Origin of the sequence: Bradyrhizobium sp. 164, assembly GCF_023073715.1 — a bacterium.
Taxonomy (GTDB): domain Bacteria; phylum Pseudomonadota; class Alphaproteobacteria; order Rhizobiales; family Xanthobacteraceae; genus Bradyrhizobium.
Genome location: NZ_JADPKA010000001.1, coordinates 93,658 through 108,897 on the forward strand (window position 1 = coordinate 93,658; position 15,240 = coordinate 108,897).

Sequence of the window (15,240 nt, forward strand, 5' to 3'; positions counted from 1 at the left end):
AAGATTTCCGATGAACGTCAGTGATGTCGCGGGAGCGGGACAGCTTTGAATTCCCCTGCCGCGGCCTTCACCGCCCGTTCGATGGGAATTCTTTCGATGGAGGAGGCGCCAACGAAGCCGATACACTGAGTCGACCGGTAGACCTCGATCGTGTCCTGCGGCTCGGCGATCGCCCCGCCATGACAAAGCAGGATGACATCGGAGCGAACGGTTCGTGCCGCCGTGTTGATGTCGTTAATGCGCCTGATCGCCTCTTGAATTGACTGCCCATCCTCATGGCCCATGAGCCCGCCACGGGTTGCCCCGACATGGGGGACGATGCAGTCGGCACCTGCACTCGTCATGGCTTTGGCGTCTTCGGCGCGTGCGACATAGGCCAGCGAGAAGATGTTCTTCTTGCGGGCAGTCGCAATCATCTCGACCTCTCGCTCGAAGCCGAGCCCAACGCGGCCTCGGCGCTCACGCCATTTTTCACCCATGGTGGAGATGGTCGGATAGTTGATGACGCCGGAGAAGCCGGCCGCCCAGAACTTGTCGAGAAGCGCGTCAAGGTCGAGCCGGAGAGGATCCCACGCCTCGACGCCACCCACGACAGGCACGGAAGAGACGACATTGCGGATTTCGGCCGCAAGCTCGAGCGTGCGCGCGTTGGAATCGCCGATTCGGCTCGTGGGAAGCCCCATAAGGCGCGACAGCCCGGTGCTGTAGACCACCAGCATGTCGGCCCCTCCGAGGACGGCACATTTCGCGACCAGGCCGCAGCTGCTTCCGGCCGCAAGGACCGCTTTTCGTTCTTCGATCTGGCTTGCGATCCTGGACAGGATTTCATTGCGCTCAAACATTCGCATTACAATCAGCCTCCGTGCCCAATTGTTTGAGGATCCAGCTCGCGGCGGCCTCGGCAAATTCGGGATCGTTGATGTGGCAGTTCAGTTCGCGGACCGCGATCTTCGGGGCAAGATTGTCCTTCAGCGCGTCCAGCCAAGCCCTGTCGGCCTCGGGATTGCAAAAAATGCCGCCTTCGCGGTCGTAATCGGAAACGCCATTCGCGGGCCAAAGGACGATGGTAGGCCCCTCTGCCCGCGACAGCCGCTCGGCCGTGAGCCGGCCGATGCTCGCGTTCTCGGAAGGCGTTGTGCGCATGAGCGTTGTGTAGGCCGTATGGGAGTAGAACTGGCGGCCGCGAAATTGATCAGGAATGCTCGAGCGCGGACCAAAATTGACCATATCGACCGCGCCAGGTGCGATCACTTGCGGGATCAATTGCTGCGACGCTGCTTTGAGCCGATCGGGTCCAGCGCTGGCGGCCCCCCCAAAGAGTTCGTCAGCGAGCTCTGTTGTGGTCAGATCAATGACTGCGTCGAATTCACCGGCCGCGATCAGCTGCTCCATTTTGCGCCCGCCGGCCCCGTTGGCAGGAAAGACAATCGCGTCTACCCCGGCCTCGGCAAGGCGCGCCATGCACTGATTTGCCGCGGGCGTCGTTACGCCGAAGGCTGTGATCGCGACAATCTTTCTTTTGTGCGCACCTTGAGCGGGCGCATAGTGCATGGCTGCAATGGCTCGCCCTGCATTCTGCAGCACCCGATCGGTAAAGGCATTGATTCCGAAAAGATCGACGAGCGTCGGATAGATGATGATGTCGTTGTGGATCGCCAATTCTGCGAGCAGGGCTGGCCTTGCGCTGCTGACCAGCAACTTGGGAAAGCCATAAGGCAAATCGGATACGATCTCCCCGAAAGCCGCGCTACCTTTTCCACCTGCAACGCCAACGATCGCACTGATCGCGCCTGATTGCAGGAGGCCAGCAACCTTCTTGCGCGTGCTTGCGGCTATCTCTTTCAAGAGTTCGGCAGGCGAAGAGACGCGAGCACTGTCAGCATCCTGTTTGTCCCCGGCAATCAAGTTGGATGTACCGATGTCGATCAGGAGGATCTTGCGGCCGCACTCTTTGATGGTACCTGCAAGGTAAGACGCTTCGGCGCCCTTAGTATCCAGGGTCGCCACGATCGCGACCGCGCCCGCCAGCTCGGACGGGTTACCGTCCCGGATCGACCCCTGGTCGTCCGTGCAATGGTGAGACACGATCTTCCTCCCGGACCATTCTTAACAACAGGTGGTCTAGACCGGGCTGAAACCGCTAATAAGATGAGTAAAAGGGGCAATTGGGTAAGATTGGGTAGAGGCGGTGAAAGCGTTTGCCAGCCACTTGTCAGCCTGCGCTTCTGCTCAACATCGCGCGGGGCATCCACAGCCAGTCCCGTCGGTGATGACCATGACCGACATGTTGATGACGATGTACTGCCGCCGATGGTGATGATCGAGAAGAACCATGATCGATCCGACTACACCGCTGCCCCATCCTTCAGCGCATGGGCTTTTGTCTGCGGCGTCAAGAATTCGGCGAAGGTATTGGCCACATCCTCCAGCGGTCCGGGATCGACCGCGACCGTGGTGAATGCTGCCCATTGATCCTTTGCCGGCGTCCTCGGTGGAAGCCGGGGTCCGGCACATTGGGGCCGCATCGAGGCACTCGGACTTGCGCCGTTCGAAAGTCGCCTTGATTGGCGCGCCAGCAGTCCTCCTCGAATTTATGTAAGCGGATCAAGATCCAGACGACATAGACGTATTTCAAGGGGCTGTTGGCGAAGCCTAGCGCGTTGAGGGCTTTTTTTCGCTATAACAGTCTCTCAGGTAGGAGCGCAGCTTGGGTGCGGGAAAATCTAGGAGCAACGGCAGATCGGCTCCTTCACGCCGGGCTCGACCGCGTCGCCACTCGCGATGTCGATCATGGCGCGAACGCGCGCGTTGTCGACCGTGGCATGACTCCTGAGGAAAGCGCGCGCTCTGCCGCCAGCCTTGCAAGGCCCCGCAGCACGCATCGCCGCGAGATGGTCCGCGAGCCCCGGCGGGGACTTGGGGATGTCTTCTTTATGCAGAACGTAGCAACGCGAGTTTCGGCGCGAGGACTTGCCGGCGCTCGACATGATATGCCGCCAACGCAAGGGAACCGCGACGTAACGCTCACCTGCCTACACGCGGATGACGCCGCAAACATGAGGATCACACGAAACCACTCGTCCGCAAGTTCGATCAGTTGCCGCATCACGTCGCGATCCGGCGGGATGATTCGCCGCGCGGCTTGCGATGGCTTCGACGTCCTTCGGCCTTGAAGGCGAAAAGATCCTGGTACATTGTGACCGCGCCGATCCGATGACACTGCCGAACGGCTAAAAAATGCCGCTGCTGGATCTCTCCAACAGCGGCTCAAGTTTTAGGGAGAAAGCAGACGAACCGGTCTGCCAGCGGATCCCGTCGCATTCGGTAAGAAGTCGGCTAACGTTCGGCGCCACGTTGTCCCGTCGGGCTTCGGTTCTCTTCGGAGCTAGCCTGCCAAATATTTCGGCATTGACACGTGTTCGTTGAAAAGGACTTCACCCTTCCCGAATTGCCAACAACAAGTAGTGTAGACGGGCTGAAATCACGTATAAGATCAGTAAACGTTCAAACGGGTAAGATTGAGTAGAAACGGTGAAGGCGACAGCGATCGGCAAGCTTGTTTCGCACCTTTCGGGTACAGCCAAGGGCGCCTGCATGGAAATCTATGCGCCCTCTTTGCGCAGCCTTCCAGAAGGCTCCAAACTCGTCATGGCAACCTTGCCTGTCATTGACTGGAACGACTGCCTTTCGCGAGACCTGCGCAGTCTCCACAAAGAAGCATCCGCTGATGTCTATGCGGGGCTCGTCATGATCGATCCCTTCTCGTGCTGGGAGGATCTTGCCGATTTGTTGAAAGCTGCCGGGATCACGGGGGTCATAAACTTCCCACCTGCATCCCTCATTGACCGGTCGACGGCAGGCAGGCCGGTTGATACCGGACAGGAGCTCGAACTTCGACGGATGGAATGGTTTGCGAGCCTCGGATTCAAGACCTTGTTCACCGCCGGTGATGATTCCCAGATCACAGCGGCAGAGCGGCGACTTGGCTCGCATCTTTTCGGTATCATCCATTTTCCGGAAGAAGCTCTCAACCACGCAATTGGCGATGAGATGGAGCTGGTAAGCTTTAAGGACCAGGCATCGTCGTTGCCGAAGTACACGCTCCTGGAGGGCACCGGTTCGAAGCCTCAGGGACGAAAGACGTGAGGACCGGAAGGACGTGAGGAGCAGTAGCCTATTCCAATATCCGCAGCTTCTTGATCTTGTTGTAGAGGGTTTTTCTTGAAAGCCCCAGCGAGCGGGCGGTCTTTCCGCGGTGAAGCCTGTTGCGTTTCAAACCGTCGATGATCCACTCGCGTTCGGAAAGTGCACTTATGGGCTTAGCGGGTGACGACGCGTTCAAAAGGGGCTTTAGGACATCAGCTGTAATGTGGGTACCTGGCAGCATTACCAGCTGGTTGACGATCTGGCGTAATTCTCTCAAGTTACCCGGCCAATAATGGCCGGCGAGCGCCAGGAATGCAGAATTTTCTATCCCGAGCGTTTGCGCGTTCGAAACTCCCTTCGCCTCCACCGTGAAATGTTGAATGAGCTGCGGAAGGTCCTCCAGCCGGTTTGGCAAAGCGGGTAGTTCTATGTCGAGCCCAGCAAAGAAGGCAAGAAGGCGGGGACATAGAACACTTTCCAAGCTTGCTCCGCGAGCCACCGTTACGGTTGCGATGATCCGGGCGTTTGACCTTACAAGGGATGCGCCGTTCAGCGGCGTGAAGGTACCTGTCTCGAGATAGTCGGCAAGACGCTCTTGCCCATCTCGCGACAGCTGATCGACATGCGTCAGCAAGAGCGCAGAATCGCTTGCGCCTTCCAGGAGCGACAGTTGGCGTCTCCTGTTCTCATCGGCCTCGGCGCCGAACAGCGCACCGATCATATCGATTGCGAGGCCCCGACGACAATGAAACAGCGCCGCGTTCACGTGCTTCCGGTCGCTAAAGGAATGAACGAGGCTTGCTATTCTCCGCTTCCCTGATCCCGCCTCGCCCCAAACGAGCACAGGGTTGGGACTAGCACCAAGGCGTCTTGCGGTCTCCAGGGTGCGCTTCATGACTGAGGACTGTGCGATCACCCCATGTCTGAACCCACTTAACTGAAGCTGGCGCTCCAGGAGATCGACCTTCTCCCGCAACAAGTGAATGGTCTTGAACCCCGACGTCACCTCGAGGACTGACATTTCCAGTGGGACACGGTCGAGCGAAGAGCCGCCGATAAAGCCCTGGACACCCGTTTCGCGACAGATCTCCAAGAGTTCGTCAGGCTTGGTTATTGGCCCGCCGCCAAGCAGGCAGATAGCGTTTCTGTCAATCGATTGAGCCACACGCGCAACGGCGCTGGCACGCGCGGCAAGCTCCGCGAGGCTGATCGATGGGGCAGATCCGGTTTCGATGCTCCGGTTGAGATTGAAGTTGATGCAGATGGCTTCAGTGCCCGCTTCAACCATGCGCCTTGCCTCGGATTGGGTGCGCGTATAGGCGATCGTCATCAGGCCGCGTTTTGCCGCCTTCACCAAGAGCTCGATTTCCCGCTCGTAGCCAAGGCCGCATTTCTCAAGCAGTGACCTCCTGTAGTCATCGATATGGATGACAGATGGGAAGTTGGTGACCCCCGAAAAGCCCCATCTGATGATGCGCTCAAGCCACCGGTCGATATCGAGCTGCGGATCGAAGGTGCAGGCTCCAAAAAACACCGGCAATTTCGTGCTAGGCAGGATCTCGGTCCTGCCGAAGCCGGCCACGAATTCATTGCAATTGCGTATTGGAAGAATCGAGGCTGGTGACGATCCGCCCATCGCCCGAAAACGACCAGCATTAAGCGCGAGCACGAAATCTGCGCCCGCGCGTTCGGCCGCTCTTGCGGTCATGCCCGATCCGATTCCCGCTCCCAGCACAAACGAACGGGAGTTCCGGAAGAACTGCCTGATCCCGCCGCCCCTTACCTGGTCCGCCCGCGTGTGCATACCGGCCCCGCTTTTTGCACGGCAGGTCCAATAACTAGCCCCAATTTGCGGGCGCGTGCAACCGTCGCAGCGCCTTTCCGTTCGCCATGAAGAGATGGCAGTCCACAGGCGAGGCTGCAAGACGAACCTTGCCAAGCCCCCTGGGGGGCTCGGCCTTTGGCGCCTTTGCAACCACTGTTTCATTTCCAGCGTTGCCGTAGATGTATGTGACGCTGCCAAGATGCTCGACAAAATCGACGTCGAGTTCGATTGCGATCTCCTTCCTCACCGCCGAAGACGGAGAGAAATCATCAGGCCGAATTCCGAGCGTGATCGGCTTGCCGACGAGCAATTGATCCGGCTGGACGGGCACGGAGACCGTCGTCCCCGCGTCCAGTTTGACGTCCAGGCCCGCCTCGTGTGCAGCCTCGATGTGGCCGTTGAGAAAATTCATCTTGGGCGAGCCAATGAATCCCGCCACAAATCGGGACGCAGGATTGTGATAAAGATCATGCGGGCTTCCGACTTGCTCAATATTGCCGTCCTTGAGCACGACAATCTTGTCGGCCATCGTCATGGCCTCGACCTGGTCGTGCGTCACATAGATCATGGTGTTTCCAAGCTGCCTGTGCAGCTTGGCAATCTGGACCCGCATCTGCACCCGCAATTCCGTGTCAAGGTTCGACAGCGGCTCATCGAACAGGAACACCTTGGGTTCCCGTACAATCGCGCGCCCAATGGCCACCCGCTGGCGCTGTCCCCCTGAAAGTTGTCGAGGTTTACGATCTAACAGATGATTGATCTGCAACAGCGATGCCGTCTCAACGACTTTGGTATCAATCTCGGCCCTCGCAGCCTTGGCCATCCTTAGGGGAAAGGCGAGGTTCTCTCGCACCGTCATGTGCGGATAGAGAGCGTAGCTCTGAAATACCATGCCGAGGTTACGGTCGGCCGCGTCAACATTGTTGACGACCTCATTGTCGATCAAGAGCCGACCACCGCTGATGCGCTCCAACCCTCCGATCATTCGTAGCAGCGTCGACTTGCCCGAGCCCGATGGTCCAACGAAGACGGCGAATTCGCCATGATCGATGGCCAGGTCGATGTTCCGCAGGATCTGGATGGTCCCGAACGCTTTACTCACGCCTTCCAAACGAACATCGGCCATCACGCTCTCCTCTGTCGCGAGCTTCCAACCAGCGCCGGCGCCACCTCGATCTCCGCCAGACTGGATACGACGAAATCGGGCGGCATCAGTGATGAATCCTCTCGAGGCGGAACGCCGGTGGTCACCAGCACGGTCAGCAACCCTGCACGGCTCCCGGCTTGAATATCCGTCGGAATCTGGTCGCCAATCAGCAATGTGGCACTGCGAGCGGTGCCCAGGCGCGCAAGTGCCGTCTCAATCATGTGCGGCTCGGGCTTACCAACGATCAGGGGCTCAACTTTCGTGACAGCAGCCACGGCCATGATCGTCGCGCCAGCTCCTGGCTCGAAACCTCCTGCGGTCGGCAAGAGGAGATCGGGGTTGGTACCGATGAACACCGCTCCGTCCAAAATCGCTTCCACCGCAATCCGCATCTTTTCATGCGTGATCTGACGGTCCAGCCCCATGACGACGGCATCAGGTTTCCGATCGGTGACCTCGAGCCCCATGTCGGCGATAGCCTTCACGAGGGATGGCGCGCCGATGACAAATACACGCGCAAGGTCCTGGTATTTCGCGCGGAGGAGTTCGGCAGTGGTGACAGCACTCGTAACAACGTTTGTCGGCGCAATGGCAAGGCCAAACGCCTCCAGTTTGCGGACGACGTCCTCTGGCGTGTGCGTTGAATTGTTTGTCACGAAGCAGAACGGCAGTCCCGCCGCCTGCCATCGTCCAAATACCTGGATAGCATCGGCAATCGCAGCACTCCCGCGATAGACCACGCCATCCAGATCCGAAATGATGCCTTCTATTGGCGGCCAGTTGATGCGAAAGCCCGTGTTAGCCATTCATCAGCATCCCGCCATTCACGTGAACGATCTGCCCGGTCATATAGGAAGCTGCAGGACTTGCCAGAAAGACGGCAAGACCTGCGATATCCTCCGGCACCCCGACCCGCCCCAAGGGAATCCGGCCGCTGTGGCGAGCTTCGGTCTCCTCACGCGGACGTCCATGCATCGGCGTATCGATGATTCCGGGCGCGATTGCGTTCACATTGATGTTGAGGGGCGCGCATTCATAGGCAAGCAGTTTGGTAACGTCGTGAACGATTGCCTTCGACAAGCAATAGTCGGCGCCACCGGCCTGGTAGTTGAAGACTGCCCCCTGTGAGGACAGTGAGGAACCGACGTTGACGATGCGGCCACCCCTCGCTTGCATGAAGCGCTCGATCGCTAATTTCGAGCATCGCAGAACAGCAACCGAGTTGATCTGGATGGTGCGCTCGATCGTCGCGGCACTGCCTTTTAGGAGCGGCTGGGCAGACTTGATGCCGGCATTGTTGACCAGCACATCGAGCCGGCCAAAGTTCTTGGCAATCTCATCGAGGACCCGGGCGACGTCCTCCTCGCGAGTGACATCCATTGCCATCGGCAGGACGCCGTTGCCATAGCGCAAGCTTGCCAAAGTGTCTCTGAGGTTTGCAAGGTTGGTGTCAGTGGCAAGGACGTTCGCCCCTCCTGCCCTAAATGCATTCACAATGGCAGACCCGATGCCGCCGCCGGCTCCGGTCACGAGCACCGTTCTACCTAAAACTGAGAACTGTTCAGTCATTCCAACTCCAAGATCGTTTGTGACTTCAGAAACTCGTCAACCGCCTCCGCGCTCGGCATGGAGCTTTGAGCGCCGCGCTGTGTCACACAAAGCGAGGCCACGGCCAGCGCCTTCCTCACTGCTTCCCTTAACGGCAGCCGCTGGGCGAGTGATGCGGCGAACGCTCCGTTGAAAGCATCTCCCGCGGCCGTGGTATCAATCACCTTGACGGGAAAGGCCCGAAGCGCAAAAGACGTTTCCGCATCGGCATAGTATACGCCTTGTGCACCCAGGGTGATCAGCGCGGCACTCGGCCCGAGATCAACAAGCCTCATGGCTGCGTGCGCGGCGCTGTTGAAGTCGTACACCTCGATCCCCGTCAGCTCAAAAGCTTCGGCCTGGTTCGGCGTCACGAAATCAACACTTCGCCAGGCCGCCGATGAAAGCCCCGGCCGCACCGGCGCCGGGTTGAAGATGAGCTTAAATTCCTTCTCGCATTTCATTTCGAAGAGCCGATTGAGCGCTCCGATCGGCATGCCCATTTCGGCGACCACGATCGCATCGTGCTCTATGAATTGCGCCGCGCCCTCGATCATATCTGGCGTCACGTTCAGATTGGCGCCAGGGTCGATGACAATCATATTGGAGCCGTCGTCACCGACCATAACCATGGCCGAACCAGAGATCTCGCCCGCACAGATCTTGATGGCATCCGCGCGAACACCGGCCTCGCGCAGCGACTGCAACAGGGAGTGCCCGGCTTCGTCATCGCCAAGACGCGTGTAGAAGTGTGGCTTGAGCCCGAGCCGGGCAGCGGCAACGGCCTGATTGGCGGCCTTCCCTCCAGGGTTGCGGGTCAATGTGCCCATCAGGCTTTCACCCGCCGTTGGCAGTCGCTCGACACTGAAGCAGAGATCGATATTTGTCGTTCCAAAGAACATCAATGGCCTGACACTCATTTTACGGCACCGAAGGTGAGGCCACGTTCGAGGTGACGCTGGCCGATAACGATCAAAATGACGGGAATGATCATTGTCAGGACCAACCCTGCGGCCATGACAGGGTAGAACTGCACGCCGGGGTTGAGCAGCTTGAGAAGAGCCACCGTCACCGGCGCCTTGGTCGAGCTGAGGATGAGACCGAGCGCGAAGTTGTGCCAGGCAAGCAGAAAGATGAGCAACGAGGCACCGATCAGGCCGGGCTTCAAGAGCGGCAGCACGATATGCAACATGACCCGGAAAGGTCTCGCGCCATCCATCGCGGCTGCCTCCTCGATATCCTTTGGGATGTCTTCAATGTAGGAGCGGCTCAGCCAAACCATCATCGGCAGTGTGACGACCTGATAGACCCAGATCATGCCGAGATAGGTGTCATAAAGTCCGACCGTCTGGAAAACGCTGAAGAGCGGGATGACGACCAGAAACACCGGGGCAAAGCGAAATCCAAGAATGAAGAAGGCGATATCTTCCTTGAAGGGTATATCCCGCCTCGCCAGAACGTACGCCGCAGGAACTCCCACAGCTAAGGAGACGAGAACGGAGCCGAGCGCTATCACGACACTGTTCGTGATCGGTGTCAGGAAATCGACTTTGATGGTTCCGTAGCTGGTCGCCCCCGCCTTCGCCACATCGAACAAGACACGAAAGTTGTCCAATGTCGGCGAGAACACGAAACTCGGCGGCCAGGCCATGACCTCGGCCTGCTGCTTCAACGACATCGTCACGATCCAGACAAGTGGAAAGGCCAGGATCAATGCGCACAGTGAGACGAGCAGGTTCAGGACCAGATTGGTGGCAGTCGAACGTCTGAAGCGCATGTGTTGCCTTTTCAGCTGACGCGCTGCCGAACGAAGCGCCACAGCTTAACCATGGCGAACGTCCCGACCAGCACGATCATCCAATTGACCACCATAACTGCGGCCCCACGCCCGAAGGCGAGATTCTGGAACGCTGTAATGTAGGCGCGCACTGAAAGCACGGCGGTACTGTTGCCGGGCCCTCCTTGCGTTGTGCCGAAGATGATGTCGAATTGATTGAGGGATTCGATCAACCGAAACACCGCGGCGATCAGAATGTAGGGAGCGATAAGCGGCAGCTCGATGTGCAGGAAGATTGCCCATCCCTTCGCGCCATTGACGCGCGCCGCCTCCCTGATCTCATCATTTATACCCTGCAGGCCGGCAAAAATGATCAACGCGAAGAACGGCGTATAGGTCCAAACGTCGATCAGGACGAGCGAGAACATTGCGGTCGCAGGGTCTGAAATCCAAGCAAAACGGCTGATGCCGGCAAGGGACAGCAGATAGTTCATGATCCCGCTTTGCGGGTCCATCATCGTCGTCCACATGAGCGCGACGCTCATTGGGGGTAGGACGAGAGGCAGGAGAATGACGGGCCTCATCAGGCGCGCAAGGAAGACTTCCGTGGCGAACAGCTTGGCAAGTGCGAGACCGAGCGCGGCTTGCACAAATACCGCCGATCCGGCGTAAACAACGGTCGCGCGGACGCTGTTCCAGAAATCGGCTGTCTTGATCAGGGCTGCGTAATTGTCGAGGCCGATGAAGCGGACCAGCGGCCGCCCAAACTTGAGGTCAGTCAACGATTGAAACACGCCATAGAAGAACAGGAAAAGAAATCCGAGCAATATGATGATAGCAGGAGCGATCGCAGCAATGCTCCGCCAGTCGAGACGCGCCTCCTCTATGCCCCTTGCCGCCTCATGTTTTGACGGGGCAAGTTGGCTGGTCGAAGACTGCAGTGTCGCGATCACGTCGGATCCTCGAAGGTCCATCTCATTGACCTTTAACGTGTGAAGAGGCGGCAATTACGACTGCCGCCCCTTGCTTATGCTTCACATAGAGGAACGGATCTCTGATGCGAGGTCAGCCAAGGTTGTCTTTACATCGGCTCCATTGACCATCTTCTGCATGGCAACCGCCCAAGCATTCATTGCTTCGGCAAAGCCTACTCGGGGCGTAAAGGCCAATGCAGCCCTCTCCTGCACGCTCTTGAACGTGTCGACGAAGTTGTTGAATTCAGGCTTGGCAGCATATTCGAGCCAAGCCTTGTCGGCCCAGGTGGAGGCGCGCGGAGGGTTGACGAGCTTGCCGGCAACGGCACCATTCAGCTCGACCTGCTTTGACGTTGCCCATTGGATGAACAGCCAGGCCGCACCCTTCTTCTGGGAAGAAGCGTTCATCGCAAGCGACCAGATCCAGATGTTGGATTCGAAGTTCTTGCTGTTCGGAGCACGCAAGGAGGGTGCGAAGGCGATCTTCCCCGAGGCTGGCTTGCCGGCCACGTCGTTCCAGAACCCGAACATGTTGGAATCGATCGCCATCGCGGTTCGTCCTGAGTTGATACCATCGACCACTTGGTACCAGTTGTCGTTGGCAAAGGACGGAGCCGCACATTTCCTGATCATGTCGACATAGTCCTTGTGGAACGCGATCGACTCTGGCGACTCCAGACCTGTCTCGAGCTTGCCATCCTTGATGAGGAAATCATGTACGCCGTAGGATTTGGCAATCGAGATGGCGGCGGTGTGGATGCTGCTCCAAAAGCGGACGCCGCGCACGCCCAACGGGGTAATCGCGCCGTCCGCAGCCTTCAGCTTTTCGCACGCCGCGGACATCTCTGGCGGGGTCGTCGGAACCTTGAGGCCGTACTTGTCGAGGATGTCCTTACGGTAGAACAGCTGGATGTTCTCAAAACCATGCGGGATCGCCCAAACCTGCCCGCTTCCGGGCTCGATCTGGCCCTCCTTGACTTTCCAGGTCAGGGCATCCCGCAGCGCAGGGAAGAAGTCCTTGTAATCATAGCCTGCAGCGGTGAGTTTTGGATCGTTCAGATATCGATCGAGCGGCTCAAGCAACTGGCCCGGCGCGAGATCCCAAGCGGGCTGAATCCCCGTGCCCACGACGTCCCAGCTTGGTGACTTCGTGCTCAGTTGGATCGTCAGCTTATTCCAATATGCGTCGTCCGGATAAAGCTCCGGCGTCACCTTGATGCCGGTGAGCTTCTCGAACTCAGGCAGCTGGGCTGCGACCGCGTCGGCGTACGGATGAATGTCGTAGGCCCAGACGATCGATGCACCTTCGAACTGCCGCCAGTTGATGTCGTCCGCCTTGGCGTGGGTAGACGTCATGGCCGACGCGACCAAAAGCGTGCAGCATATAAGAGCTTTTCTGACAAAATCGGCAGAATGGCCGCAACCAGCGGCGAGCTTCCTTGGCATGATCCCCTCCGATGGGCTCTTTGGCCCGTAAACCACGCGCCCTCCTCATCCGAAAGGCCGCAGTGGCGGGAACGCTAGCGGTCATTCTTCCGTCGTAACCGGCTTTTCGAACTCAGGTTGGGTAAAATTGAGTAAGGTCAAAAAGTGGATGATTCAGCACAGAATCGCGGATTGGACGCCGGGCCAGACGGGTATTGAAGTTAGAGGCATGGAAGCAGTGATGCTGCACATTTATTCAGCGCATGCAAAACGGCAGGCTAATGATCAGCTTGCCGCGCAGCGTATGCCGGTTCGGCTCGAGCGTCTATGATGACTTCCACTGAACTGCTCAAGAGCACTGAGCGCAAGGCTCGTCAGAGGTTGGGTTGATCGTGCAAATCAATTCCTCGAGTTGCGCTCAAGCAGCCTTCGCGGAGGTCCTGGCCCTAAACAGGCCCTCCCATTGAACGCGAGGACCCGTTTCGATCTACGGGCTCCGCAACCCCATAGAGCGAAGCGTTTCCTTCAACGCGTGATCGATCGTCGATAATTTGACTAAGCCTCAGCAGCAGCAGTTCATTCAACGAGTTTATATGGCATTGAAGGTTCTCGCGCACGCGCCGGTCATCAACGCTCCCAGTCATGCTCTCAATGGTCCTGAGACATTCGCGCAAACTCTCGATGCTCCGTCGCAATGTTTGACAGTGTCTCCTGGTCTCTGAGATCTGGTTTCTCTCCTCGAACGGAACAGTGATGATGTTTGCGCCCGCAACTTCGGACGAAGTCTCAGCTGTATCCATTTGATTCCTTCATTTCGGATTGTGCTGCCCGTTGATCTTCCTTCAGGACGGTGGAAGCGCCTACTAGGCAGCTTTAGGGTACGCGAACCATCATCAGGAACTTCTCGACTCGGGTCTTCAGTCGCCGCTGTCGTTGGACAGCCTCTGTGCCGAGACAAGCAGCTGGCTTAAAGCCGAACAGGCGTCCGTTGCGCCGCGTTTGACGTCGGCAATGCATGCCACTGCCGCCTTACGCTCCTGCTGCACGTTTCGGGAAATGCCTTTGCGTGGCTGGCTACCCCCTGCTCTCAACTGCAGACGGGATCGCCATGAGATTTCCGAGACCCGGCTTATGATCCCGCCGATCTTCTGGATTGCGAGGGAACCTACGGCCGAGTGCATATCATCGATTTGTGGACTGATCTCGCCAGTCTCAAGCCGTCCGCAACCGACGAAGCCATTTATGGTCGGCTTCCCGCCGCTCCCTGAACCGGTCGACGCATTTCTTGGAGCAAAGTGCCGTTCGCCAGCTGTAGTAGCGTACGAGCCCAAACCTTCGACCGCACATTGCGCAGAACTTTACTGAACCGTGCTGGGAACGATAAGAGCTATCGTGCATTCTCGCCTCCTGTCGGCGTTACGTGGGTGCCTCCTGCATCTTCTTCACCGCAGCACTGACCTACGGGACGACAATGCCAAGCCTCTCGGCGCACGATTGGCGCAAGAGTCTGAGTGCGCCCTCCTTGGCGACCGGAACATTCAATTTGAGTGCTTCGCCGTGACTGCTGAACCTAACGATACCTGAATCTTAATTGATGCAACAAACAGGGTCTTGACTGTGAAATCCTGCGCTCTGACCCGCATTCTCGGCGCAAATCAACAGATCGAGCCAGTAGGGCGCGTATAGCTGCATCGCCTGGCGCAGGGTGCGCCAGTCTTTTTTAACTGGCGAGATCCGATATCCCCTGGCTATGAGGTCGGTGAGATGTAGATTTTAGATTTTGAAGGCTGCTTTGGCGAAGCCGAAGCGCCTGCCTTCGTCAGAAAAGCATGCGGAGCAGATCGAATCCCGCCTTGGGAGCCCCCGCCTGCATTCGATGAGACAGAGGCAAGATGGGCGAGATTGCCAACGGCGATTATGTTTGAAATCATCGCAGCGGAATGACGCTTTGAACGCGGTCTGCAGCGTGTCCGTGGTTAGGGAAGAAAACCAGCGCAATCGCCCGAGCCAACAGGACTCAGATCGGACCGGCGTCGAACTCGCCATCCGCCTGCAGCACCGTGACACCCCACTCCGCGACGCCCTCGAGAATGGCCCGGTCGAGAGCCGCAGGACCGCGGTCACCTGGCGGGCCGGGGTGCACGATGAGACAACGCACGCCACGCCAGACATCGTCCGGGATCGGCCGTTTCAAGAACGGCGCGATAACGAGGTGGGGCGGATACAGCGCAACACTTCGCGGGTCACGTCGGGATGGATATCGAGCTCGACCGAGATCTCATGGCTACGCTCGCAGAGTTCGACATGCAGCCGCTGCGTCAGGTTGTTCAAGGAATGCGACAAAAGCAGAATGCGCATC

14 protein-coding genes are annotated in these 15,240 nt (G+C 58.2%); 2 read left to right on the forward strand and 12 right to left on the reverse strand.

Going from position 1 to position 15,240, the window contains the following annotated elements; genetic code table 11:
- Nucleotides 1–17: 17 nt before the first annotated feature.
- Together IVB01_RS00370 and IVB01_RS00375 are read right to left on the reverse strand one after the other, a co-directional pair.
- Nucleotides 18–848, reverse strand: coding sequence for a phosphoenolpyruvate hydrolase family protein (locus IVB01_RS00370; protein WP_247464233.1), 831 nt, complete (start codon nucleotides 846–848; stop codon nucleotides 18–20).
- The gene (locus tag IVB01_RS00375) at nucleotides 835–2,085 is read right to left on the reverse strand and encodes a Tm-1-like ATP-binding domain-containing protein (protein ID WP_247494151.1); all 1,251 of its coding nucleotides are present in this window, start codon (nucleotides 2,083–2,085) and stop codon (nucleotides 835–837) included. Before IVB01_RS00375 ends, IVB01_RS00370 begins: the two co-directional genes overlap by 14 nt.
- A gap of 1,446 nt (nucleotides 2,086–3,531) precedes the next feature.
- On the opposite strand from IVB01_RS00375, the gene IVB01_RS00380 reads away from it, so the two are divergent.
- The gene (locus IVB01_RS00380) at nucleotides 3,532–4,146 is read left to right on the forward strand and encodes a hypothetical protein (protein ID WP_247494152.1); all 615 of its coding nucleotides are present in this window, start codon (nucleotides 3,532–3,534) and stop codon (nucleotides 4,144–4,146) included.
- A 28-nt stretch (nucleotides 4,147–4,174) separates the two neighbouring features.
- Here the strand turns inward: IVB01_RS00380 and IVB01_RS00385 are convergent, their stop codons facing one another.
- From IVB01_RS00385 to IVB01_RS00420, 8 genes are all read right to left on the reverse strand, one after another.
- Nucleotides 4,175–5,950 (reverse strand): phosphoenolpyruvate hydrolase family protein, encoded by a 1,776-nt coding sequence (locus IVB01_RS00385; protein WP_256464577.1) that lies wholly within the window; start codon nucleotides 5,948–5,950, stop codon nucleotides 4,175–4,177.
- Between the two features lie 34 nt (nucleotides 5,951–5,984).
- On the reverse strand, nucleotides 5,985–7,097 hold the full coding sequence (ugpC, locus tag IVB01_RS00390; RefSeq protein ID WP_247494153.1) for a sn-glycerol-3-phosphate ABC transporter ATP-binding protein UgpC: 1,113 nt from the start codon (nucleotides 7,095–7,097) through the stop codon (nucleotides 5,985–5,987).
- On the reverse strand, nucleotides 7,097–7,924 hold the full coding sequence (locus tag IVB01_RS00395) for an HAD-IIA family hydrolase (RefSeq protein ID WP_247494154.1): 828 nt from the start codon (nucleotides 7,922–7,924) through the stop codon (nucleotides 7,097–7,099). Before IVB01_RS00395 ends, ugpC begins: the two co-directional genes overlap by 1 nt.
- On the reverse strand, nucleotides 7,917–8,687 hold the full coding sequence (locus tag IVB01_RS00400; protein WP_247301011.1) for an SDR family oxidoreductase: 771 nt from the start codon (nucleotides 8,685–8,687) through the stop codon (nucleotides 7,917–7,919). The genes IVB01_RS00395 and IVB01_RS00400 overlap by 8 nt, the downstream gene beginning before the upstream one ends.
- On the reverse strand, nucleotides 8,684–9,625 hold the full coding sequence (locus IVB01_RS00405; protein WP_247494155.1) for a ribokinase: 942 nt from the start codon (nucleotides 9,623–9,625) through the stop codon (nucleotides 8,684–8,686). Before IVB01_RS00405 ends, IVB01_RS00400 begins: the two co-directional genes overlap by 4 nt.
- Nucleotides 9,622–10,482 (reverse strand): carbohydrate ABC transporter permease, encoded by an 861-nt coding sequence (locus IVB01_RS00410; protein WP_247494156.1) that lies wholly within the window; start codon nucleotides 10,480–10,482, stop codon nucleotides 9,622–9,624. Before IVB01_RS00410 ends, IVB01_RS00405 begins: the two co-directional genes overlap by 4 nt.
- An 11-nt stretch (nucleotides 10,483–10,493) precedes the next feature.
- The gene (locus tag IVB01_RS00415) at nucleotides 10,494–11,435 is read right to left on the reverse strand and encodes a sugar ABC transporter permease (protein WP_247494157.1); all 942 of its coding nucleotides are present in this window, start codon (nucleotides 11,433–11,435) and stop codon (nucleotides 10,494–10,496) included.
- A gap of 81 nt (nucleotides 11,436–11,516) precedes the next feature.
- Nucleotides 11,517–12,902, reverse strand: a complete 1,386-nt coding sequence (locus tag IVB01_RS00420) for a sugar ABC transporter substrate-binding protein (protein ID WP_247494158.1) — start codon at nucleotides 12,900–12,902, stop codon at nucleotides 11,517–11,519.
- Nucleotides 12,903–13,029: 127 nt separating this feature from the next.
- Between IVB01_RS00420 and IVB01_RS00425 the strand changes: the two genes are divergently transcribed.
- A complete protein-coding gene (locus IVB01_RS00425; RefSeq protein ID WP_247335134.1) occupies nucleotides 13,030–13,212 on the forward strand; it encodes a hypothetical protein in 183 nt (60 codons plus the stop codon).
- A gap of 1,686 nt (nucleotides 13,213–14,898) precedes the next feature.
- Here IVB01_RS00425 and IVB01_RS00430 read toward each other — a convergent pair.
- On the reverse strand, nucleotides 14,899–15,075 hold the full coding sequence (locus IVB01_RS00430) for a formyltransferase family protein (protein ID WP_247449445.1): 177 nt from the start codon (nucleotides 15,073–15,075) through the stop codon (nucleotides 14,899–14,901).
- Entirely contained in the window at nucleotides 15,072–15,239 is a 168-nt protein-coding gene (locus IVB01_RS00435) for a hypothetical protein (RefSeq protein ID WP_247449447.1), read from the reverse strand. Before IVB01_RS00435 ends, IVB01_RS00430 begins: the two co-directional genes overlap by 4 nt.
- Nucleotide 15,240: the final 1 nt, after the last annotated feature.

What these genes read in the sequence shown, in the direction of transcription:
- IVB01_RS00370 (WP_247464233.1), bottom strand. Translation starts at nt 848, where the DNA reads ATGCGAATGTTTGAGCGCAATGAAATCCTGTCCAGGATCGCAAGCCAG.
- IVB01_RS00385 (WP_256464577.1), bottom strand. Translation starts at nt 5,950, where the DNA reads ATGCACACGCGGGCGGACCAGGTAAGGGGCGGCGGGATCAGGCAGTTC.
- ugpC (WP_247494153.1), bottom strand. Translation starts at nt 7,097, where the DNA reads ATGGCCGATGTTCGTTTGGAAGGCGTGAGTAAAGCGTTCGGGACCATC.
- IVB01_RS00395 (WP_247494154.1), bottom strand. Translation starts at nt 7,924, where the DNA reads ATGGCTAACACGGGCTTTCGCATCAACTGGCCGCCAATAGAAGGCATC.
- IVB01_RS00400 (WP_247301011.1), bottom strand. Translation starts at nt 8,687, where the DNA reads ATGACTGAACAGTTCTCAGTTTTAGGTAGAACGGTGCTCGTGACCGGA.
- IVB01_RS00405 (WP_247494155.1), bottom strand. Translation starts at nt 9,625, where the DNA reads ATGAGTGTCAGGCCATTGATGTTCTTTGGAACGACAAATATCGATCTC.
- IVB01_RS00410 (WP_247494156.1), bottom strand. Translation starts at nt 10,482, where the DNA reads ATGCGCTTCAGACGTTCGACTGCCACCAATCTGGTCCTGAACCTGCTC.
- IVB01_RS00420 (WP_247494158.1), bottom strand. Translation starts at nt 12,902, where the DNA reads ATGCCAAGGAAGCTCGCCGCTGGTTGCGGCCATTCTGCCGATTTTGTC.
- IVB01_RS00435 (WP_247449447.1), bottom strand. Translation starts at nt 15,239, where the DNA reads ATGCGCATTCTGCTTTTGTCGCATTCCTTGAACAACCTGACGCAGCGG.